General features: G+C 59.6%; 22 protein-coding genes. 11 read left to right on the top strand and 11 right to left on the bottom strand.

Annotated features, from left to right (window positions below):
* The first annotated feature begins 151 nt into the window (after positions 1-151).
* Positions 152-1,684 carry a hypothetical protein gene (locus R8L07_20635; GenBank protein MDW3207949.1) on the top strand — a complete coding sequence of 511 codons (1,533 nt, stop codon included), beginning with the start codon at positions 152-154 and terminating at the stop codon, positions 1,682-1,684.
* A 56-nt stretch (positions 1,685-1,740) separates the two neighbouring features.
* Here the strand turns inward: R8L07_20635 and R8L07_20640 are convergent, their stop codons facing one another.
* Positions 1,741-2,337: a superoxide dismutase gene (locus tag R8L07_20640; protein MDW3207950.1), complete on the bottom strand. Its 597-nt coding sequence runs from the start codon at positions 2,335-2,337 to the stop codon at positions 1,741-1,743.
* Between the two features lie 308 nt (positions 2,338-2,645).
* On the opposite strand from R8L07_20640, the gene R8L07_20645 reads away from it, so the two are divergent.
* On the top strand, positions 2,646-3,251 hold the full coding sequence (locus tag R8L07_20645) for a urate hydroxylase PuuD (protein MDW3207951.1): 606 nt from the start codon (positions 2,646-2,648) through the stop codon (positions 3,249-3,251).
* Positions 3,252-3,356: 105 nt separating this feature from the next.
* On the opposite strand, the gene R8L07_20650 is transcribed toward R8L07_20645, so the two are convergent.
* Entirely contained in the window at positions 3,357-3,827 is a 471-nt protein-coding gene (locus tag R8L07_20650) for a DNA polymerase III subunit chi (protein MDW3207952.1), read from the bottom strand.
* Positions 3,824-5,305 (bottom strand): leucyl aminopeptidase, encoded by a 1,482-nt coding sequence (locus tag R8L07_20655; GenBank protein ID MDW3207953.1) that lies wholly within the window; start codon positions 5,303-5,305, stop codon positions 3,824-3,826. The genes R8L07_20650 and R8L07_20655 overlap by 4 nt, the downstream gene beginning before the upstream one ends.
* A 305-nt stretch (positions 5,306-5,610) precedes the next feature.
* Between R8L07_20655 and R8L07_20660 the strand changes: the two genes are divergently transcribed.
* The 6 genes from R8L07_20660 to rsmA are packed head-to-tail and all read left to right on the top strand — an operon-like array spanning position 5,611 to position 13,220.
* Positions 5,611-6,732, top strand: coding sequence for an LptF/LptG family permease (locus R8L07_20660; protein ID MDW3207954.1), 1,122 nt, complete (start codon positions 5,611-5,613; stop codon positions 6,730-6,732).
* 21 nt (positions 6,733-6,753) lie between these two features.
* A complete protein-coding gene (lptG, locus tag R8L07_20665) occupies positions 6,754-7,854 on the top strand; it encodes an LPS export ABC transporter permease LptG (GenBank protein ID MDW3207955.1) in 1,101 nt (366 codons plus the stop codon).
* On the top strand, positions 7,854-10,067 hold the full coding sequence (gene lptD, locus R8L07_20670) for an LPS assembly protein LptD (protein ID MDW3207956.1): 2,214 nt from the start codon (positions 7,854-7,856) through the stop codon (positions 10,065-10,067). The genes lptG and lptD overlap by 1 nt, the downstream gene beginning before the upstream one ends.
* Before the next feature lie 2 nt (positions 10,068-10,069).
* Positions 10,070-11,368, top strand: a complete 1,299-nt coding sequence (locus R8L07_20675; GenBank protein ID MDW3207957.1) for a peptidylprolyl isomerase — start codon at positions 10,070-10,072, stop codon at positions 11,366-11,368.
* A gap of 11 nt (positions 11,369-11,379) precedes the next feature.
* Positions 11,380-12,381 carry a 4-hydroxythreonine-4-phosphate dehydrogenase PdxA gene (gene pdxA, locus R8L07_20680; GenBank protein MDW3207958.1) on the top strand — a complete coding sequence of 334 codons (1,002 nt, stop codon included), beginning with the start codon at positions 11,380-11,382 and terminating at the stop codon, positions 12,379-12,381.
* Complete coding sequence (gene rsmA / locus R8L07_20685) at positions 12,378-13,220, top strand: 16S rRNA (adenine(1518)-N(6)/adenine(1519)-N(6))-dimethyltransferase RsmA (GenBank protein MDW3207959.1); 843 nt, start codon at positions 12,378-12,380, stop codon at positions 13,218-13,220. Before pdxA ends, rsmA begins: the two co-directional genes overlap by 4 nt.
* 110 nt (positions 13,221-13,330) lie before the next feature.
* Here the strand turns inward: rsmA and recA are convergent, their stop codons facing one another.
* From recA to flgB, 8 genes are all read right to left on the bottom strand, one after another.
* Positions 13,331-14,431 (bottom strand): recombinase RecA, encoded by a 1,101-nt coding sequence (recA, locus tag R8L07_20690; protein MDW3207960.1) that lies wholly within the window; start codon positions 14,429-14,431, stop codon positions 13,331-13,333.
* Positions 14,432-14,649: 218 nt separating this feature from the next.
* A complete protein-coding gene (locus tag R8L07_20695) occupies positions 14,650-16,668 on the bottom strand; it encodes a response regulator (protein MDW3207961.1) in 2,019 nt (672 codons plus the stop codon).
* Positions 16,665-17,741, bottom strand: a complete 1,077-nt coding sequence (gene flhB / locus R8L07_20700; protein MDW3207962.1) for a flagellar biosynthesis protein FlhB — start codon at positions 17,739-17,741, stop codon at positions 16,665-16,667. The genes R8L07_20695 and flhB overlap by 4 nt, the downstream gene beginning before the upstream one ends.
* An 18-nt stretch (positions 17,742-17,759) precedes the next feature.
* Positions 17,760-18,521: a flagellar biosynthetic protein FliR gene (gene fliR, locus R8L07_20705; GenBank protein ID MDW3207963.1), complete on the bottom strand. Its 762-nt coding sequence runs from the start codon at positions 18,519-18,521 to the stop codon at positions 17,760-17,762.
* Between the two features lie 28 nt (positions 18,522-18,549).
* A complete protein-coding gene (gene fliQ / locus R8L07_20710; GenBank protein MDW3207964.1) occupies positions 18,550-18,816 on the bottom strand; it encodes a flagellar biosynthesis protein FliQ in 267 nt (88 codons plus the stop codon).
* Positions 18,817-18,899: 83 nt separating this feature from the next.
* Positions 18,900-19,220, bottom strand: coding sequence for a flagellar hook-basal body complex protein FliE (gene fliE, locus R8L07_20715; protein MDW3207965.1), 321 nt, complete (start codon positions 19,218-19,220; stop codon positions 18,900-18,902).
* Between the two features lie 115 nt (positions 19,221-19,335).
* Positions 19,336-19,746, bottom strand: coding sequence for a flagellar basal body rod protein FlgC (flgC, locus tag R8L07_20720; protein MDW3207966.1), 411 nt, complete (start codon positions 19,744-19,746; stop codon positions 19,336-19,338).
* A 27-nt stretch (positions 19,747-19,773) separates the two neighbouring features.
* Complete coding sequence (gene flgB / locus R8L07_20725) at positions 19,774-20,181, bottom strand: flagellar basal body rod protein FlgB (GenBank protein MDW3207967.1); 408 nt, start codon at positions 20,179-20,181, stop codon at positions 19,774-19,776.
* A gap of 389 nt (positions 20,182-20,570) precedes the next feature.
* Between flgB and R8L07_20730 the strand changes: the two genes are divergently transcribed.
* From R8L07_20730 to fliP, 3 genes are all read left to right on the top strand, one after another.
* Entirely contained in the window at positions 20,571-20,918 is a 348-nt protein-coding gene (locus R8L07_20730; protein MDW3207968.1) for an EscU/YscU/HrcU family type III secretion system export apparatus switch protein, read from the top strand.
* Positions 20,919-20,990: 72 nt separating this feature from the next.
* Positions 20,991-21,386 (top strand): flagellar biosynthetic protein FliO, encoded by a 396-nt coding sequence (locus tag R8L07_20735; protein MDW3207969.1) that lies wholly within the window; start codon positions 20,991-20,993, stop codon positions 21,384-21,386.
* Positions 21,383-22,147 (top strand): flagellar type III secretion system pore protein FliP, encoded by a 765-nt coding sequence (gene fliP, locus R8L07_20740; protein MDW3207970.1) that lies wholly within the window; start codon positions 21,383-21,385, stop codon positions 22,145-22,147. Before R8L07_20735 ends, fliP begins: the two co-directional genes overlap by 4 nt.
* Positions 22,148-22,159: the final 12 nt, after the last annotated feature.

The raw sequence follows: 22,159 nt of genomic DNA on the forward strand, positions 1-22,159 counted from the left end.
TAGAAACCAAAATCATTGCAGTTCTGACTCTAAACCTATTCCTTAATTGGACCCTCCCCCAAACGCAGAGAAATCTTTACACTTCCTCTTTTGGTAGCACTCGCTGAGAGAAACTGATTAGGGTCGCTAGTGACTACGGGAGGGGATTGTATTGAGCGAATACCGCTTTCTGGGTTTTGACACTTTAGAACGGCAAGCGAACGGCTTCTTCGTCGACCGGGATGACCGTATCGCCTACTGGCCCAATTCCCGAGCCCCTGGCTACGAAATTCCTCTGGACCTTGCTCGTAAGTTGAGTTCGCACACCAGACTTGCATCCATGCCACGCCGCCCATTGACCTGGGACCAATGTATGTCCATTGGCGTGTTCGCCGCCGTGATTGCCGTAGCGACCTTCGTCTTCTTGACGATCGACCCGCATCGACAGTTTTTTGACTACGTTTTCATGGGTGCCCATGATCGCTTTCCAGACCTATTCAGTGATATGGGCTCAGTCGGGGTCCCCGTCACCGGCATATGTCTGATTTCAGTTCCAATCGCCTCCATACTACGTATTTGGACATCACGGTCCGTAGGGCGCTTGCGAGAATGGATCTCGTCACATTCGAACGTGATAGAAATCCACCAGCCCAGACCGAAACCAATCCGCTTGCGATTAGACGACATTAGAGCCGAAGGGCCGGCTCCAATTACACTAAGGATTATAATTTACCTGTCTGGCGGCGTTTTCCTTGCCGTCGGAATCGTATTGCTTTTCTACGTGCCGTTTGTTGCGCTTCGTTGGGGCGATCAAGTCGTCGGGGTGCTCCTTGGAGCTTTGCTTGTTTACGTATCAGCATCTTGCCTTATTTCACTCACTTTTCGACCGTCTGTTCGAGATTTGGAAACCTTGGACAGCACGACATTTCCTAATGAAATCGAAGAAAAGCCTCGTGCCATCCCCCTAAGCCGGAGGATGTGGCGGAATGTAATGAACACCGTTGGGTACATCTTATTTGGCGCAGTCTCGTTCGTTGTACTGATTGCACTGAGGGAGCAACCCAGTTGGTACGATCCCCACGAAGCATTGGATGCATTCTGTAGGGGCGTGATCTGGTCCACCCCAGATTCTGTTACAACCTGTGACACAGTTCCTGAAAATGCCACGCTGATGCGTTGGACTTACCGCCCGTCGGTTCATTTGACGCACGGCGACCCAGATATCAGTCGATTTGCAAAAAGAGTGCGCGACCATATCTCCGCAGCTCTGGATGGCGCCGGTTTGAACAAAGAAGAATCCGGAATTATACGCAAAACAATTGAGATAGTTATACGGCGGCCTGTGCAGGATGAACGGCTTGCAGGGTCCATATTTACCCGAAGAGTCGGAGTAAACGCATGGAGCCTTCAAAAGATGGAGTTCGACGTAAACTTCTTTGAAGCGCGAGCGTCTCGGAAAAGTATAGTCGAGCGCGAAATCGCGCAAGCCGCCAGCGGACTTCATATTTCGGCGCTGGAGAACTACGACAGTTTTCTAGTGAACTGGTCACTAATTGATACGAAACGGCTCACCCTTGAGATCTTATACGATTCCCGAATGCGCTCTGGAATGCCGGCCGGCGAGGCAATAATTTTAGCCCGCCAAATTCTAGACGAAATCTACAATGCCGGAGGTTTGGACGAGTGGCGGGGGTCCCGCCCCTAAGAAAACGCCGCCCCCAAAGAATTGAAGACGGCGTTTCCCGAAAAGCTGACTGACGTTTACGCCGCCTTCAGATTGGCGTTGGCAAAGTCCCAGTTGATCAGGTTGCCGAGGAAAGCGCCCATATAGTCGGGACGGCGGTTCTGGTAGTCCAGATAGTAGGCGTGTTCCCAGACATCCATCGTGATGATCGGCGTCTTGCCTTCGACCAGTGGCGTGCCGGCATTCGGCGTCTTTTCGACGGCCAGCTTTCCGCCGTCCAGGACCAGCCAGGCCCAGCCGGAGCCGAACTGAGTTGCGCCCGCATTCTTGAACGCATCGGCAAAGGCCTCGTAGGAGCCGAAGTCTTCGTTGATCTTGTCCGCGATGTCGCCGGTCGGGGCGCCGCCGCCATTCGGGCTCATCGAATTCCAGTAGAAGGTGTGATTCCAGACCTGGGCCGCCTGGTTGAACAGGCCCTGATCACCCTTGTCATGCGCCGCCTTGGTGATTTCCTCGACCGTGGCGTCGTCCAGATCGGTACCGGAAATCAACTCGTTGCACTTGGTCACATAGGCATTGTGGTGCTTGCCGTGGTGAAAGCCCAGCGTGTTCGCCGAAATATGCGGTTCCAGGGCGTCCTGAGCATAGGGCAGTGCAGGCAGTTCGATGGCCATTTGGCTATGATCCTTTCGGTCTGGCTTGAGGGTTGTCTCTTGGTGCGGCTTCGTTTCGAAACCATTCGCACCTGTACCTAATGGGCGTCTGCGTCAGGTCAACCCAAAGATTTATAAGGACATTTTTCGGTGACTCCCGGAATTCCGGGCAAAACTCTCAATACCCATAAATCCATTGCGGAAACAACCCGACTTTTGTTACAAAATTCTTTCGAAACATCGCGCCCCGGCGGCAATGCCGCTGAAAATGGCCGGGCTGTTCCGGCATATGGAATCGAATGGGCGCATTTTGAATGGGGGGATGAAGTATGGCTTCAATCCTGAGCAATCTGCGTAACACGGTTATCGCGGGCCTGATCCTGACCATCATCATGGTCGCGATCATTTCGGCCTGGCATGCGGGGTCGTTCGCCCTCGACTATGCCTGGTGGACATTCTTCTTCCGCTGGCTCCACGTCTTGAGCGGTGTCATGTGGATCGGACTGCTGTGGTATTTCAATTTCGTCCAGATTCCCAACATGCCGAAAATTCCGGATGAGCAGAAGCCGGCCATCGGCAAGGTTATCGCGCCGGCGGCACTGTTCTGGTTCCGCTGGGGGGCCATGTCGACGATCGTGACAGGTCTCATTCTGGCCCATCTGAACGGATATCTGTCGGATGCCATCACGCTGGGCATCATGTCCGACGTGTCTCGGCACACGGCGATCGGGATCGGCATGTGGCTGGGTACGATCATGTGGTTCAATGTGTGGTTCGTGATCTGGCCGAACCAGAAGCGTGCGCTCGGCATCGTCGAGGCGGATGCCGACAGCAAGGCCAAATCGGCGCGGACGGCGATGCTGTTCTCGCGCACCAACACCTTGCTCTCCTTCCCGATGCTCTATGCCATGGTCTCGGCACAGAACATCTACTAAGCCGAAACACGGTTTGAATCAGAAAGGGCCCCGATCATTCGGGGCCCTTTCCTTGTCTGACGGAAGATTTCTGAAGACCAGTCATCCGCCCCGTCGGGTCTTGGCTCACACTTCCGACGGTTTCTCCGTGGATGCCTTCTTTTCCCACCCCCGATCGGTCTGCTGCCAATAGGTCAGCGTATGTCCAGCCTCCTTCTCCGCGGCCCAGCGAGTGCGGGCTTCCGTAACCGCCTCCTCATCACGGCCGTCGAACAGGCGGCAAACCAGTTCGAAGGAACCAATCGCGTCGGACATCGCACCGTCAGTCAGGAAGAGCACCGTGGCGCCATTGGGATTCTCGTCCTCGGGCGTCAGCCAGATCGGCTGTTGTTCGGCATGGCCGTCCCGCCTGTCGCCATGTGGCAGAAATCCCCGGTCATCGAATGTCCAGAGATGGTCCGAGAGGGCGGAAACCCGCTCTTCCGAGCGGGCCATGACCACCGCCTTCCACTCCCGGGACAGGCACATTTCCAGCATCTTCGGCAGCGCCGCCTCCAGCGGCGTCCGCTGCAGATGATAGAAGCGGATCTCGGTCATTTCGACTCGTGCACATCCGCGACGTAACGATCCAGCAGCCGTACGCCGAATCCCGTCGCTCCTTTCGGGGAGGTCGGCTTGTCCTTTGACCCCCAGGCCATGCCGGCAATGTCGAGATGCGCCCAGGGCGTATCCTGGATGAAGCGCTGCAGGAACTGGGCGGCGGTGATCGAACCGGCGCCTCGGCCACCAATGTTCTTCATGTCCGCGCAGTCGGAAGTCAGCAACTTGTCATAGGCATCGCCCAGCGGCAGCCGCCAGACCTTCTCGCCACTGGCGTTCCCGGCGGCGGAAAGCTGTTCCGAAAGATCGTCGTCATTTGAGAACAGGCCAGCATATTCATGCCCCAGGGAGATGATGATCGCCCCGGTCAGCGTTGCCAGATCAATGATGGTCTTGGGCTTGAATTCCTGCTGCGTGTACCAAAGCGCATCCGCCAGCACGAGACGGCCCTCTGCGTCGGTATTGTGGATCTCGATCGTCTGGCCGGACATCGACGTGACCACATCGCCCGGACGCTGCGCATTGCCGTCCGGCATGTTTTCAACCAGACCGACGACGCCCACGGCGTTGACCTTTGCCTTGCGTCCCGCCAAGGCCTTCATCAGGCCGATGACGGTACCGGACCCGCCCATGTCCCATTTCATCTCCTCCATGCCGGGGCCGGGCTTCAGCGATATCCCGCCGGTATCGAAGGTCACGCCCTTCCCGACGAAGGCGACGGGCGCCTTGTTCTTTGCACCGCCGTCCCAACGCATGGAGACGAGGAAGCTTTCCCGGGTCGAGCCCTGGCCCACACCAAGCAGCGCGCCCATGCCGAGCTTCGCCATCTTCTTTTCGTTCAGGATGTCGACCTTGACGCCCAGCTCCTCAAGCTCCTTGCAGACATTGGCAAGGCTTTCCGGATAGATGACGTTCGGCGGTTCAGACACGACGTCGCGGGTCAGATAGACCCCTTCCACGACGGCGGCGCGCGGCTTGAAGGCTTTCCTGGCTTCCGCAGCGGATGCCAGGTGGATCGACACGCCTTTGACCGAAGGCTTCTCATCCGCCTTCTTCTTGGTGAAGTATTTGTCGAAACGATAGGCGCCCAGCATCGCGCCCTCTGCCAGATCAGCCGCCGCGGCTGACAGATCGTCCGCCCCGCAATCCAGATGGACCGAAATCTGCTTGTCGCCCGCGCCGTTGCCGGCTTTGACCAGCTTGCCACCGACCGACAGCCAATCGAGCGGCTGCAGTCCTTTGCCGACCCCGAACAGCGCGATACGCGCGCATTCCATCCCTGCCGGGGCGATCAGGGTCAAGCTGTCCCCCTTCTTGCCGTTGAAGCGGTTGCCGGCCAGCGCCCGCGACACCGCGCCGCCGGATGCCTCGTCGACCGCCCGGGCGGCGGGCGGCAGATGTCCGCCCTCTTCGACACCCACGGCAAGCATTCCGGATTTCGGCAGGTCCATCTTGTCGGAAAAACTGATCTTCATATTCGAACCGTCCTCAGTGTTTGGGGCAGGAAGTCGCCGGCAGAAAAGCCCGGCATGAATGCGGGCCCGGCCTGTTCACATTTTGCCGAGCAGCCTTGACTTTATCGCCGCCGGTCGGGAAAAGGAACCCGCCTGCGGGGTCCCGAATCGGAAATCCGGCGCGGCTGCAAGATTTCCGCATGCGCCAAGTATCTGAAAGTATTTTTAGGGATTGATGGCGATAAAAATCGTGCAGAATCAATTGCTTTCTGATAATTATTCCAAGCACGGTTCAAGCAAAGCGCACAACGCGATATCTGGTAAGAATGAAACGCATTAACCGCTATATAATGCGACAGGTGGTCGGCGTGACGGTGTTCGCGACCGTCGTGCTCTGCGTTGCGGTCATGCTCGTGCAGTCAGTACGCCTGATTGATCTGATCGTAAATCGCGGACTGCCGCTTACGGAATTCGCCTTCATGGCATCGCTGATGGTGCCGCGCTTCGTCGCCCTGGTCATGCCCATCGCGCTCTTCGGCGCGATGCTGTTCACCTACAACCGCATGATCAACGACAGCGAACTGGTTGTCATGCGGTCGGCGGGCATGAGCACGGCGTCCCTTGCCAAGCCCGGGCTTGTCGTCGCCGTGCTGGCAAGCATCGTGTGTCTGGGCATGACCCTTTACATCATGCCCAAGGCCGCCCAGGAGATGCGCTTTCACGTGGAAAAGAACCGTTCACAATGGGGGGCGGCGCTTCTGCATGAAGGCCGCTTCACGACGGTGGATTCAACGATCACCCTGTTCGTCAAGGAGCGCGAGGGGGCGGAGCTTTTCGGCATTCTGTACCACAATCAGGAAGACCCCGAGGCGCCCTACACGATCATGGCTGAACGGGGCGCCGTCGTCGAAACGGAATCCGGACCGCGTATCCTGGTGGTGCGCGGCAGCCGCCAGACCTTTCAGGACGGAACCCTGCACCTGGTCGAGTTCGATCGCACCGTGATCGACATTGGCGGACCGGCAAAGGGTCACAATCCCGGCTGGCGTCAACCTGAGGAGCGCCTGCTTCCGGCCCTGTTCAACCCGGACATGTCCAATACGAACGACAGATACTATGCCGACAAGCTAAGGGCCGAAGGACACAATCGATTGGCGACAGCGCTGTTGCCGATTGCCTATTCCGTCGTAGCCCTGGCCTTCGTCCTGCGCGGCGGCTTTTCACGCCAGGGCAATCTGATTTCCCTTATCGGCGCGGTCACGGCGATGATTTTAGTCCTGGTCGGACACATGTCGGCCGTTTCTGCCGCAGGCACCGACCTCAGGCTCTGGCCGGCAATCTATCTGAACGTCGCCGTCCCGACCCTGGTCGGACTTTACTTCGTCCTGCGGCCGCGCAAGCACCGTCGGCGCAGCGCCGACAGCACCGCGCTGGCCGCGGCGGAATAATCGGGATCGGGGGCCAGGGGGATGCACTTCTCACGAACGCTTTCGTTCTACATGGGACGCCAGTTCACCTTCTGGTTTTCCTGTGTCTTCCTGACCCTTCTGGCCGTTGTCGCGATGTTCGACATCGTGGAACTGCTGCGCCGGGCATCCGGCAAGCAGGAAGTGACAACCGATGTCCTGATCCAGATGTCGCTCCTGAAACTGCCGCATCTGGTCCAGGACATGCTCCCCTTTGCGGTGCTGCTGGGCGGCATGATGTGCTTCTGGCGCCTGGCCAAGTCGAATGAGCTTGTGATCAGCCGCGCGGCGGGTGTGTCCGCATGGCAGTTTCTGACCGCACCCCTGGTCATCACCTTCCTTGTCGGGGTCATCCTGGTCACGACGTTCAATCCTTTCGCCGCGGCGATGCGTTCGCACTATGAAACGCTGGAAGGCAAGTATCTCGGCAAGAACCGGGCGGAGTTTGCGGTCTCTGAAACTGGCGTCTGGCTGCGCCAGGGCAAGCAGGATGCGCGTGCCGTCATCCATGCAAAGGATGTCAAAGGCGCCGGCGACGAGGCCTTTCTGGAAGGCGTCGTGGTCTTTCAACTTGAGGATCAGGACAGGTTCGTCGGTCGCATCGACGCTGCGACGGCGGTACTCCGCAAGGGTTACTGGGAACTGCGCGACGCCTATCTTTCCGTGCCGGGGGGCGACACCCGCCAGGTTGAGGTCTATCGCCTTGCCACGGAACTGACTATGGAAGGCATCCAGGACAGTTTCGCCTCGGCCGATACGCTGTCATTCTGGGAACTGCCGAAGTTCATCGGCACCATGGAAGATGCCGGGTTCAGTGCCAACGCCCATCGGCTGTACCTGCACAGCCTGCTTGCCCTGCCGGCATTGCTGTGTGCCATGGTCCTGATCGCGGCAATCTTCTCGATCAAGGTTTCCCGAAGATCCTCCACCGGCATGATGATTATCGGCGGTGTGGTCAGCGGGTTCATTTTGTATTTCTTTACCAATGTCGTACACGCATTGGGTCTTTCCATGAGCATTCCGGCGGTTTTCGCGGCCTGGATGCCGGCGGGGGTCGCAATGATGTTGGGAATTACGGCATTGCTGCATCTGGAGGACGGTTGATGGCGTCGCGTGCGCTGAATTTTGCCATTGGGGCAGCACTGCTGGCTTGCGCGACATCCCTGTCCGCACCGTCCGCCCTGGCGCAGTCCGTATCCGATCAACCGGCCGTGGCGCAGTCCTTTGACCAGGAAGGTTTACCGATTCTGCTGCGTGCGGAAGAAGTCAGTCACGATCAGGATCTGGGCGTCATCGTCGCCCGCGGCGATGTCGAGATCGCCCATGGCGACCGTATCCTCCTCGCCGATACGCTGAGCTACAACCAGAATGCCAAGACGGTAACCGCCTCCGGCAACATTCGCATTCTGGAGCCGACCGGCGAGGTCATCTTCGCCGATTACGTCGAACTGTCGGAGGACATGCGGGACGGTACGATCGAGAACCTGCGCATCCTGCTGGCGGACAATGCCCGCATCGCCGCGGCCGGTGGCCGGCGCAGCAATGGCGACGTCACGGAAATGGCAAAGGCGGTCTATTCCCCTTGCGAGGTCTGCAAGGAAGACCCAAGCCGCGCGCCACTATGGCAGGTCAAGGCGGAGCGGGTCATTCACGATCAATCCGCGCAGCAGGTCGAGTACTACGATGCCGTGCTCGAAATGTACGGTGTACCGGTCGCATACTCCCCATATTTCACGCACCCCGACCCGACGGTGAAGCGCCGCACCGGGTTCCTGGCCCCGAGTTTCGGGTCCAAGACAAATACCGGCTGGTTCCTGCGTACGCCATTCTTCTGGAACATCGCCCCGGACAAGGACGCCACACTGGACCCGATCCTGACCGGTGATCAGGGCGTGATCTATTCAGGCGAATATCGCGAGGCATTCGACAAGGGCTATCTGGAGACCTCCGGCAGTTTCACCATTACCGACGAAAAGATTGGCTCCCCCGACGTCGAGCGGATCGAAGAGGATGTGTTCCGCGGACATTTCTTCAGTGAAGGCCAGTTCATGGTCGATGAGACATGGCGCTGGGGTTGGGATGTGAACCGATCAACCGACCAGACCTACCTCCGGAAGTTCTCGTTCTGGGAAAACCCCGGGGATTCAATGACCTCGGAGGCCTATGCGGAAGGCTTCCGCGGACGGAACTATTCCTCGGCGCGCACCTATTCCTTCCAAAATCTCCGTCAGGGTCAGCGATCGGACACGCCGCTGATCCTGCCGTTGCTGGACTATAACGGGCTGGGAGAGGCCGACAGCATGGGCGGGCGGTGGTCGCTGGATGCAAATTTCCGCGGCCTTACCGACGGGGACGATGCCGACAGCCAGCGTTTTTCACTCCAGGCGGGCTACCGGCGCGAAATCATTGCCGATTTCGGACTGGTCACGACCTTGAGCGGCAGTCTGCGCGGCGACGTCTACAACGTGGATCAATCCGGCCGGAATGACGATGCCGGACGCGCCGTCGACGATGGCCTGACCGGGCGCGTCGTTCCGCGTATCAGTGCGGAGACCCGCTATCCGATGGCGCGATATTCGGTCGGTGGCAGGCAGGTCATCGAACCCATTGTGGCCCTGCATGCGGCGCCCAATGGCGGAAACAACGAAGATATTCCCAATAACGACAGCATTGTCTTCGAAACCGACGACATCAACATCCTGTCCGCCAACCGATCGAACGGACTCGACCGGGTTGAGACCGGCCAGAAGGTCGTCGCGGGCATGAATCTTGCGCATTACGGAGATGACGGTGGCCGCTTCGCCTTCTTTATCGGACAAAGCTACCGCCTGCACCCGGATCAGGACCTGAAGCGCGATACCGGAATCGAAAACGAACGCTCGGATTGGGTCGGTCGCCTGGAAATCTCGCCCAACCAATACTTCTCCGCCTTCTATCGCTTCAACTTTCAGGCCGATGATTTTCTGGCAAACCGGAATGAGTTGACGCTCAGCACCGGCGGGGAAGGCTTCCGGATCAATGCGAATTATACCTTCGTGCGCGACAATCTTGATCCCTCCGCGGCCGCCATTGAAGAACTGTCCTTAAGTCTCAACAATCAGTTCAACGACTACTGGTCGACCCAGTTGGCGACACTGCAGGACCTGGAAGAAGGCGGGGGCTCGCTTTCCCACTCTGCAGGGCTTATCTACGAAGACGAATGCTTTATCTTCTCCGGACGGTATGTGCGAACCTTCACGCGAAGCGCCGATGTTGAGGAGGAAGATTCCCTGTTGTTTCGCCTGACCTACAAGACACTGGGCGAGGTGGAGTTCTAGTAATGGCTAATCGGATCGGTACGCTGTGCCGGGCATGTGCTCTGACAATGGCCGCAATGGCTGTCGCCGTGCCGGGATTTGTCGCAGCACCTCAAACCGCGAGCGCACAGCAGAACCTCATGCGGATCGCGGCGGTCGTGAATGACGACATCATTTCGGTGCTCGATCTTGAACAACGGCTGCGTCTTGTCGCCTTGTCTTCCAACCTGCGGCTCGACCAACAGACCCGGCAGCGTCTGATGCCCCAGGTCCTGCGCGGCCTCATCGACGAGCGTCTTCAGGTTCAGGAGGCGGAAAGCAACGGCGTCACGATTTCCGATCGCGAGGTGGATGACGAAATCCGAGTGCTTGCGGAGCGCAACAACATTCCCCCGGTGCAATTTCCCGCTTTCCTTGCCTCTCGCGGCATCGAAATCGAAACACTGCGCGTACAGATCCGCTCGCAGCTTGCCTGGGCCCGATATGCCGGTCGACGGCTGGCGCGCCAGGTTGAAGTCGGCGAAGAGGAGATTGACGAGGAGCTTGAACGCCTGCGTCAAGTCTCCGACCAACCGCAGAAACGAACCTATGAAATCTTTCTCGGCGTCGACAATCCCGATGAGGACAACCAGGTCCGCCAGGATGCGGAACGCCTTCTGAGCCAGATTCGAGGCGGTGCGGATTTCGCAAGTGTTGCGAACAGTTTCTCTGAAAGCGGGTCAGCCGCGCAAGGGGGCGATCTGGGTTGGATCGCGCCGGGTCAGTTGCCGGAAGAATTGGACGATGCACTGGCCGATCTGCAGCCGGGTATGATTTCCGCCCCGATCCGAACCTTCGCCGGCTATTATCTCCTCTATGTCACCGACGTACAGCGGATCGGACGGGATCCGTCCAATACCGAAGTCAGCCTGTTTCAACTGATCCAGCGCGTGCCGGGACATGCGTCCGACCAGGATCGCCAGGCCATTGTTCAGGACTTAAGAGCGGCGATGCCCGGAATCGACAGTTGCGACGCACTGAAACGCTATGGCGACAGCCGGGAAGGCGCCAATGTGGCGGCCGCGCGGGACATTAAGCTGGGGGAACTTCCCGGTCAGGTGCAAGAAGCCATTGCCTCCCTGCAACCCGGCCAGACCTCGGATCCGATCGACAACGGCAACGCGATCCTGTTGGTCACCATTTGCGAGCGCAGCGACCCCGGCCTGAGCCTGCCGAGCCGCGTTCAGATCCAGGAACGGTTGGGAACCCAACGCCTGGAATTGCTCGTCCGCCGCAAGATGCGGGACCTTCGCCGCGAGGCATTTATCGACATCCGGCTGTAGAGGATCCGGTCTTGCCTAATGAACCGGAAAGGCCGCTGGTCGTCACGATGGGAGAGCCTGCCGGAATTGGCGGCGAGATTGCCATTGCCGCCTGGAAGGCGCGGAACTCTCTAAACCTGCCGGTATTTGCCCTGATAGATGATCCGGCCCGACTGACCGCCATAGACCCGGCACTGCCGATCAGCGAGATCGACAGCCCCGACGAGGCCGGCGCCGTTTTTGATAACGCGCTGCCGGTATTGCCGCTGTCCCTGCCTGCCCCGGTCGAACCCGGACGCCCGAACCCGGAGAACGGACGGGCTGTTCTGGGCTCCATCGAAGCGGCCGTGTCGTTCTGCATGGCAGGAACAGCCTCCGGGCTCGTCACCAATCCCATCCACAAGGGCATTCTGTATCAGGCCGGATTTCACCATCCCGGACATACGGAGTTTCTGGCGGAACTTGGTAACGTTCCCCGCACCGTCATGATGCTGGCAAACGATCAGCTTCGCGCAGTGCCGGTCACTGTCCACGTCTCCCTGAGCGCTGCCGCGACCACTCTTACCCCTGAGCTGATCGTCGACACCTGCCGGATCGTTCATCACGACCTGATCCGCTGGTTCGGGCTGACAACACCACGCCTCGCAGTGGCCGGTTTGAACCCTCACGCCGGTGAAGGCGGCGCCCTGGGGACCGAGGAACAGACAATCATCGCGCCCGCCCTCGATCAGCTGCGCAGTGAAGGCCTCAACATTTGCGGCCCCCTGCCCGGCGACACCATGTTCCATGCAGAGGCCCGCGAACGGTACGACGTGGCAATCTGCATGTACCATGATCAGGCGCTGATCCCGGTGAAGACCCTCGACTTTCATGGCGGCGTTAATGTCACCTTGGGCTTGCCCTTCATCCGGACCTCTCCGGATCATGGAACCGCCTTCGATCTGGCCGGAACCGGTAAGGCCCGACCCGACAGTCTGGTCGCGGCAATTCAAATGGCCGGGCGGATGGCGCAGCACCGGGACAAGGCGGCATGAGTGTCCGGGATGCGGTTGCGGCCCTGCCGCCGCTTCGCAGCGTGATCGCCGACCACGGTCTCGCCGCACGTAAGTCCCTGGGACAGAACTTCCTGCTCGATCTCAATCTGACATCCAAGATTGCGCGCGCGGCAGGTGCCATTGACCAGGGAACGATCGTCGAAATCGGTCCAGGCCCTGGAGGGCTGACCCGTGGATTGCTTCTGGAAGGCGCGCAGAAAGTTGTCGCGATCGAAAAGGATGTGCGGTGCATCACGGCACTGCAGCCGCTGGTCGACGCCGCGGCGGGACAACTGACCATCCTTCAGGAGGATGCACTGGATGTCGACGTCACGGCGCTGGGCCCCGGTCCAATCCGGATCGTGGCCAACCTGCCCTACAACATCGCGACACCGCTACTGATCGGCTGGTTGAGGCAGGCAGACGCTCTTGCCGGCTTGACCCTGATGTTCCAGAAGGAGGTCGCGGATCGGATTGTCGCCAGCCCCCGGGATTCCGCCTATTCGCGGCTTTCGGTACTGTGCAACTGGCGGTGCGAAACGCGCATTGCGCTGACGCTGCCGCCACAGGCCTTCACCCCACCGCCGAAAGTATCCTCCAGCGTCGTCAGTCTCGTGCCCCGTGTTCCGGGCCCCACGGATTGCCGAATGGAGGACCTGGAGAAAATTACCCAGGCCGCATTCGGGCAACGCCGCAAGATGCTGCGCGGATCGTTGAAATCCCTCGGCATACCGGCGGAGGCACTTCTGGGCAGAGCCGGGATTGCGGCAACCCGGCGGGCCGAAGAACTATCCGTTACGGAGTTTGTGGCCCTCGCCAGAGAGTGGCGCACCGGCTGACACAAAGTACGACCGGCGGGAGGACGATCCCCCCGCCGGTCGCGGTGCTCTGCCGGCAACATATCGGCCGCTTCAACTTCAAACGACCGGGAAATGCTTCATTGTCCGGATCAGGCGTCCGGCGCATCCTCTGGGCTGAGGTCGGCTTCCTTCTTCTCGTCCTCATCGGGCCGGTCCAGCATGTTGGACGAGAGAATGCCCGCCTTCTCGCGAATGGACCGTTCGATCTCGCCCGCGACATCCGTGTTTTCGGACAGGAAACGCTTGGCGTTTTCACGCCCCTGACCAATACGGTTGCCGCTGTAGGAGAACCAGGACCCCGACTTCTCGACGATCCCGGCATTGACGCCCAGATCGAGCAGTTCGCCGGTCTTCGAGATGCCCTCGCCATACATGATATCGAACTCGACCATTCGAAACGGCGGCGCGACCTTGTTCTTGACGACCTTGACGCGGGTCTGGTTCCCGACGACCTCGTCCTTGTCCTTGATCTGGCCGATACGGCGAATATCGAGACGCACCGAGGCGTAGAACTTCAGCGCATTACCGCCGGTCGTGGTTTCCGGGCTTCCGAACATGACGCCGATCTTCATGCGAATCTGGTTGATGAAGATCACCAGGCAATTGGAGCGCTTGATCGAGCCGGTCAACTTGCGCAGGGCCTGACTCATCAGGCGGGCCTGAAGGCCGACATGACTGTCGCCCATTTCGCCTTCCAGCTCTGCGCGCGGCACCAACGCTGCGACCGAGTCGATCACAAGCACATCGACCGCGCCCGAACGCACCAGCGTATCCGCAATCTCCAGCGCCTGCTCACCGGCATCAGGCTGAGAGATCAGCAATTCGTCGACATTGACGCCAAGCTTGCGCGCATAGACCGGGTCTAGCGCATGTTCCGCGTCGACAAAGGCACAGGTTCCACCGGTCTTCTGAGCTTCAGCGACGACATGCAGAGCCAGGGTCGTCTTGCCCGAACTTTCCGGGCCGAACACTTCGATGATCCGCCCCTTCGGCACGCCACCGATGCCGAGCGCAATGTCCAGCCCCAGGGAGCCGGTGGAGACCGCTTCGATATCCAGCGACTGTTGCTGGCCGAGCTTCATGATCGAGCCCTTCCCGAAGGATCGTTCGATCTGGCCCAGGGCCGCTTCCAGTGCTTTTTGTTTGTCCATCTCGTCCTTGCCCACTAGGCGGAGTGCCGCTTGCGTCATTGGTGCGTCCTTCCTGTCACAGCCGCGTTTCCGATGCAACTGGCATGACCGTACACGAATTGTTCTTTTCCACAAAGTCTTTTTTTGTTCTCATTGTCGAGGAATAATTGTCGTCGAAAAAAGAATAGTATGACGGGAATTCGCAATTCTCCCCGCCCCTGTTCCAGATCGTTCCGGATTAGCACCGAATTCGGTATGGACTTGCCGGGACCGTCCGATCAGGAGGACTTGATCGCCGATTCGAGCGAACTGCGCACGCGTGTCGAGAGCTGTTTCAGAGAGAACGGTTTTGACAGGAAGCTGACCTTGGGCAGTTCCGCCACCTCCTTGGCGACGGATTCCCGCGTGTAACCTGAAATGCAGATGACCGGCAGGTCGGGCATGGCCCGGCGCGCCTCCCGGATCAGGGTGGCACCATCGACCTTCGGCATCACCATATCCGTGATCAGCAGGTCGAACGACGCGTCCGCCAGGATTTCCAGGGCGATCTCCCCGGTCCGCGCCTCGGTGACTTCATACCCCTTGGATCGCAGGGCGCGGGCACTGAACAGCCGCACGGCGTCTTCGTCCTCGACCAGCAGGATTCGCTCGCCACCGGTGTCGTCGGTCAGCTCCGCCGTTTCGGTGCCCTTTGCAGTGTCTGCCGCATCCTTCGCCGTTGCCTGAGCCCGCGGCAGGTACAAGCTGAAGGAAGCGCCCTTGCCGGGGCCGTCGGAATGGGCAACCACGAAGCCGCCCATCTGGCTGACGCTGCCATAGACCATGGCAAGCCCCAGGCCTGTCCCCTGCCCGACCTCCTTGGTCGTGTAAAAGGGCTCGAAGATTCGGCTCAACACTTCCGGGGTCATGCCCATCCCGGTATCGGTAACCGTGATCGTGACATATTCCCCGGCGGACATGACTTCCTCACGCATCTGATACGGTCGGTCCGAGGAGAAATTGTCTGTCTGAACGATCAACCGACCGCCGCGTTCCATGGCGTCCCGGGCATTGACCGCAAGGTTGATGATGACCTGCTCCAACTGTCCGCGATCGCCCCGGACATTCCACAGATCGCGCCCGTGGATCATGGACAGCTCGATGCTTTCACCAAGAAGCCTGCGCAGCAGATTTGCCAGTTCCGCCAGCGTATCCGTCACATCGACGAGGCGGGAACGGATCGTCTGCTGCCGCGAGAAGGCCAACAACTGCCGTGTCAGGCCGGCAGCCCGATTGGCATTCTGCTGAATCTGCATCACATCGGCAAAAGAGGGGTCGCCGGGCTGATGGCGCTGAAGCAGCAGGTCGCAGAACCCGATGATCGCCGTCAGCACATTGTTGAAATCGTGCGCAATCCCGCCGGCAAGCTGTCCCACGGCCTGCATCTTCTGGGACTGTGCGAATTGCGTTTCCAGCCGCTTTCGCTCCGTGGCGTCAATCGCGTGAATCAGAACGCCGTGGCGCTCCCGTTCGGGAATGATGGTGCGGTTGGCGTAGATCGTCACCACCCGCTCCTCCTCCGAATTCAGGCGCAGATCGATCGGCGCCACATTGGGGGCGTCGCCCGGCGTTTCGCACAACATCTTCAGCATTTCGCTCAGACGTTCCTGATCATCCACTACGAACAGGTCGGCGAAATCCTTGCCGGAAACCGGACGTCCGCCGATCAGGCGGCGAAAGGCGGTATTCGTATCGCGGACCTGACCATCCGCGTCCAGCACGACCAGACCGAAGGGGGCCCGGTCCAAAGCCCGATTCATCAGGGCCAGCCGGCGTTCCGTGGCGTCGGCGCGACGCCGTTCCTCAGTGACTTCCCGAAAAACCAAAACCGAGCGACACTCCATCGGGTCGTCCGAGGTTTCGATCCGCCGCGCCTCGACCGTGATCCAGCGTACTTCCTCCGACCGTCCGCCACCGGAACCGGCGGGTATGGCGACCACCGGCTGACCGCGATCATCATGCTCCTCCTCGGCGTGATCGGGGCGCTCGGCGCGGGCCCGGACGATGGATACGGTGTCCCGCAGATCGCGCATCCCCCCCAGAAGATCGATCGCCTCATCGACCGATGCAGGCGACACGCCCGTGGGAAAAAGCCCGATGCCATCCGCACAGTCGGACACCGTGCCGTCCAGTTCCACCGTCAGGACAACCGCATCCAGCGCCGAACTGGCGGCCAATGCCACCGCCCGTGCCCGGGCGCGGTCCTTTTCCACGACAGCCTGCCGCTTACCGCCACCACTGAACCAGTTGCCGATCATCCGGGCATCCTCTTTCCGGACAGGCCGAAGACGTAGGAGATGACCTTCGCCACCGCTTCATAGTGCTCCGGCGGCACTTCCTGGTCGATTTCGACGGAGGCATAGAGGGCGCGGGCCAGGGGCGGGTTTTCGACAATCGCCACGTCATGCTCTTCCGCCAGGGTGCGAATGCGCTGGGCGACGAGATCCTGCCCCTTGGCGACCAGAATCGGCGCTTCCATTTCTTCCGGCTTATAGGAAAGCGCGACCGCGAAATGGGTCGGGTTGGTTACCACGACATCAGCCGACGGGACCGACTGCATCATGCGCTCGCGGGCACGCTGCATGCGGATCTGCCGCAGCCGCCCTTTCACCTGCGGGTCCCCTTCGGTGTTCTTGTATTCCTCCTTCACTTCCTGCTTCGTCATGCGCAGTTGCTTGATATGCTGCATGCGCTGGAACAGGACGTCCAGAATGGCAATGACCAGCAGAAAGGCGAGGATTCCGATGAAGATTCGCAGCACCAGCGCCTGAATCTCGTACATCAGTTCGGATACCGGCATCGACGGCAAGGTGTCGATTCGCTCCATTTCCGGCATCAGCAGAACGACGCCGATTATGCCGACCAGTACGATCTTGATCAGGCCTTTGACGAACTCCACCAGCTGCTTTGCCGAAAACAGCCGCTGCAGCCCCTTCATGGGTGAAATCTTGCTGAGTTCCGGCTCAATCGGTTTGGTGGCGAAATTGAAGCCCGTCTGCGCGACACCCGATGCCAGCGCCAGAACGACGAAGATGGCCATCGGCACCGCCAGGATTCCCGCCACCGCCAGCACGAGTTCAGACGTGACGGCACCCAGACCGCCGCGATCCGTGAGCAGATCATGAGGCCGCTCCAAGAATGCCGTGAAGATCCGGGCCAGATCGTGCATCAGGGTCGGGAAGACCAGGGCAATCATCAGCCCCGTCCCGAACAGCAGGACCCAGGTATTGATTTCACGGCTGACCGCCACCTGACCCTTCGATCGGGCGTCGGCCAGCCGTTTCGAGGTGGGTTCCTCTGTTTTTTGTGAATCGTCCGGTTGTTCAGACATGTCCCGTCACCTGGCGCTTCAATACGGCAGAAACTGGCCGAGGAAGGCATGATACTCCTTCAGAAACCACATCATGGTGGCGCTCAGGGTAATCATCAACAAGTACAGCCCCATCATGATCTGCAGTGGCATGGCGATGAAGAAGACCTGCATCTGCGGCATCAGGCGCGCCAGGAGTCCCAGCAGTACATAGAACAACAGCGCGATGACCACGATGGGCGCGGCCAGTTGCAGGCCCAGACGGAAGGAGTTCGTCACCGTTTGCGCGATGACATCGGCCATGTCGCCGATCATCGGATAGACGCCGGGCTCGAACAGCAAATAGCTCTCCACGACCGCGCGGATCAACAGATGGTGCCCATCCGTCGCGAACAGCAGCAGAATGCCGACCAGCGAAAAGAAGATCGACAGCAGCGCGCCCTGATCGGCGGCCAACGGGTTGAACATGAGCGCACTCGCGAGGCCGCTCATGAAGCTGTAGAACGATCCGGCGATCGCCAGCGCCATGAACAGCAGTCGTGCGGCGGTCCCGATGAACAGGCCGACCAGGATCTCGATGAACAGCAGCCCTAGCATGCCCGACAATGTCGGCGGAAGGGCCGGAATGACCGGCTCCACCGCGGGCGCCACAACCAGCGCAATCATGACCGCCAGGGCCAGGCGCGCCCGCGGGCTGAGAAACTGTTCCCCGATCGTAGGCAGCATGACAAAGGCGCTGCCGACGCGGGCGAACACCATGAAGACTGTGAACACTTCTGCCGTCAGTACGGCCTGAAGCATTGCGGCGGCCCTTCGGGAGGGTTTGCGGTCAGCCGATCGCCACGATCTTGTCCATCAGGAACATCGTCAGGTCGGTCAGTTGCCGCAACATGAAGGGCAACAGGACCAACAGCGACAGGAAGATCACGATGATCTTCGGAACAAAGGTCAGGGTCACTTCCTGAATCTGCGTCAGCGCCTGAAAAATGGCGATTGCCAGACCGACCGCCAGCCCGATGACCATCAGCGGGGTTGACACGATCAGCAAGGCGTAAACCGCCTCACGCGCGACATCGAGTGCTTGAGCTTCGTTCATCGTCCTTCCGTCGAACGCCGGCATGCCACCCCACCGGTGGCACGCGAAACAGACTATCCGATTCCGTCCCCGGCCAAGCCGGATCAGATCGGCATGCGAAGGATTTCCTGATAGGCCGAAATGACACGATCGCGCACGGTCACGATGGTATTCAGCGTGCTTTCCGCCTCCGCCAGCGCGGTCACGACCTCGGTAACATTTGCCTGTCCGGCCATGGCCCGGGCGGTCACTTCCTCCGCCTGATAATTCGTATCGATGGCTTCCTTTGCCGCACCGCGGACCAGATCGACAAAGCTGGATCCGCTGGTTTCGGTAGGGCCGTCCTGAGAGCCTGTCTCAAAGGCCCGGCCCGCCCCCGAATTCGCGCGGTAGGCCGCAGCGGCTGTCATCGGATCGATTGCCATCGTCTCTCTCCTTTCCGCCGCGAAGTTCGGTCCCACCCGCTACACGGCGTCTCCTGACATCCTACCCGATTTTGCCGTTCAGGTCTCTCCCTCCCGAACGGCCGGGCATCAGGCGTCAGCGAAGAATGCTCACGGTCTGCGAGAACATCGTCTTCGCCATTTCGACCATGCGCAGGTTCGCCTGATAACTGCGGCTTGCCTCCCGCATGTCCATGCTTTCAATCAGCGTGCTTACATTCGGCAACTGGACGTATCCGTCCTCGTTTGCCGCCGGATGCGACGGGTCGAACTGCAGTTCGAAATCCGACGGATCCTCGCCGATCTCCCGAACCCGTACCACATCGGCCTGCAAGGCGTCATCCATGACGTTCTTGAAGGTGATGACCTTGCGTCGATAGGGATCGCCGCCGGGTGTGTCCGCCACGGAATCGGCGTTGGCGATGTTTTCCGAGATCACCCGAAGGCGAACGCCCTGGGCCCGCATACCCGACCCGGCGATGAACATCGAAGCGCGAAAATCGTCCATTGTCCTGTCCTCCTGCCGAACCGGCTATCAGCCGCCCTGGCCGCCGCGGCCGAGCGCCGCGCGGTGAAGCTGCATGTATTTGCGATAGATGTTGGTGGCCAGCGTGAAATCGCCCGCAGTCTGGCTCATCTTCATCATCTGCTCTTCCAGAACCACGCTGTTCTCGTCAATCGAGACTTCGTAGGTCTTGTCCGCCTGATTTTCGCGGAACTGCGAATTCTGCTTGGGCAGCGCGACGTGACGCGGGTCGGAAACCGACAGCGAAACCGGCGCGGCCTCTCGGGACATCGAATCCTTGAAGCTGAGCGGCTTCAGGTCGCGCGCGTTGTAATCCGGTGTGTCGGCATTGGCGATGTTCTGCGCCAGCACGCGCTGACGCTGACCCAACCAGGCCATTTTTTCGGTCATCATTCCGAAAAGGGCGGTATTTCCCATTCCCATCGGATCTGTCCTCTCTCCAGTTTTCGTCGGGTCACCGGTCTCTCCTCCGGTATCGCGACCCCACGACGACATTTAAGCAATCACCGTGCCAACTTTCTCTATCGACCAAGCGATTCGCACCTGCTCATCCTGAACTCAGAGCATTTCAAGAAATTATCTTGATTTGCCTCATGATGAAACCGGATATATTCTAGTATAAAATTCATTTTACGGATTATCATTGTGAATTACCCCCTCTCAAAAAAGGTAACTTAACTTTACGACCAGAATACCATAATGTTTTACTCAAACCATCGAATTCAAAGAATCGAGAAGCTCACAAAACCCATTGAAATTTATAAAGAATCTGCCGCATACTCTTCGGGCTCAAGCGGAGTATCGGAATGAACCGTTCAAAGCGCCCGTTCTCGAAGCGCGCCCCCACGCCGGCGGATACAGAGTCCGACGCTGTTCCGGAATCCGTCGCGGTCGCCCTGACCTACAAGCCGGACAACGCCGATCAGGCGCCAGTCGTCAGCGCGAGCGGCCGTGGCTATCTTGCTGAAAGAATTATCGAAATGGCGGAGGAGCTGGACATTCCCGTTCGCTCCGACTCCGATCTGGTCGAGATCCTGGCAGCCACTGAGGTCGGCGAGGAGATCCCAGTCGAGGCCTTCATCGCTGTGGCGGAAATCCTTCGCTACGTTTACGCTCTGAATGGTCGGTCTCCGCCGGACCTGGATCCGCGCTAATATTCGGTACTTTCCGAATTGAGTGGGTCGGCCGACAGACTCTCTGCGTCGATCAGAAGGCCGAACGTACGGATGGACCCCGCCGATTACGCACAATTCGTTCTAGCCCTGATATTCGTTCTGGGCCTGATCGGATTCGTGGCATTGATGCTGCGGCGGTTCGGTCCGGGCGCCCTCACCATGCCGCGAAACCGTACCGGGGCGCGGCGTCTGTCCATTATCGAAACGCTGCCCCTCGATCCACGGCGCCGACTGATGCTGGTACGGCGCGATGGCAAGGAACACCTCCTGCTTCTCGGCCCGAATGGCGACCGGATCGTCGAATCCGATATCGACGCGCCGGACGAAAGCGACCAGGAGAAGATGCCGACACCCGCCGGTGTAGCCACCCGCCTGGATGCCATGGTCCGTCAGATACGTAGAAAACCGGCGACAGCGACGGCGTCAGAGGAAAGGCAGGACGCATGACCCGCCGCATGACGACATTCCTTCGTCGACTGCTCCCCGTCCTCCCGATTGCGGTAGCCCTGATGATCCTGCCCGCGCTGCCGGCCTTCGCCCAGTCGATCAATATCGATATCGGCGAAGGCGGGACGGTGACCGGTCGCCTGGTACAGTTGATCGCGCTGCTGACGGTGCTGTCCCTTGCCCCGTCACTGTTGGTCATGATCACCAGTTTCACGCGGCTGATTATCGCCTTCTCGCTGCTGCGGACCGCCTTCGGCGCGCAGCAGACGCCACCGAACACGGTGCTGATCAGCCTCGCCCTGTTCCTGACCTTCTTCATCATGCAGCCGACGCTGGAACAATCCTACAATGACGGGATCCAGCCCCTGATCGAGGAACGGATTTCGGAGGAACAGGCCTTCGAACTGGCAATCGCACCGTTCCGGGAGTTCATGCTTCGGCATGTTCGGGACCGCGATCTGATGCTCTTTCTCGACATCGGCGGCATGCCGGCCGTCGACAATCCGGCCGATACGCCGCTGCGGGCCCTGATACCCGCCTTCATGATATCGGAACTCAAGCGCGCCTTTGAAATCGGCTTTCTGCTTTTCGTCCCCTTCGTCGTCATCGACATGGTGATCGCGTCGGTCCTGATGTCCATGGGGATGATGATGCTGCCGCCGGTGATGATCTCACTGCCGTTCAAGCTCATCTTCTTCGTGTTGGTCGACGGGTGGTACCTGGTCGTCGGCAGTCTGGTGCAGAGCTTCAACCCGATATAGTGCGACGACACC

This window comes from Alphaproteobacteria bacterium, from assembly GCA_033344895.1.
Classification (GTDB): domain Bacteria; phylum Pseudomonadota; class Alphaproteobacteria; order UBA8366; family Aestuariispiraceae; genus Pacificispira.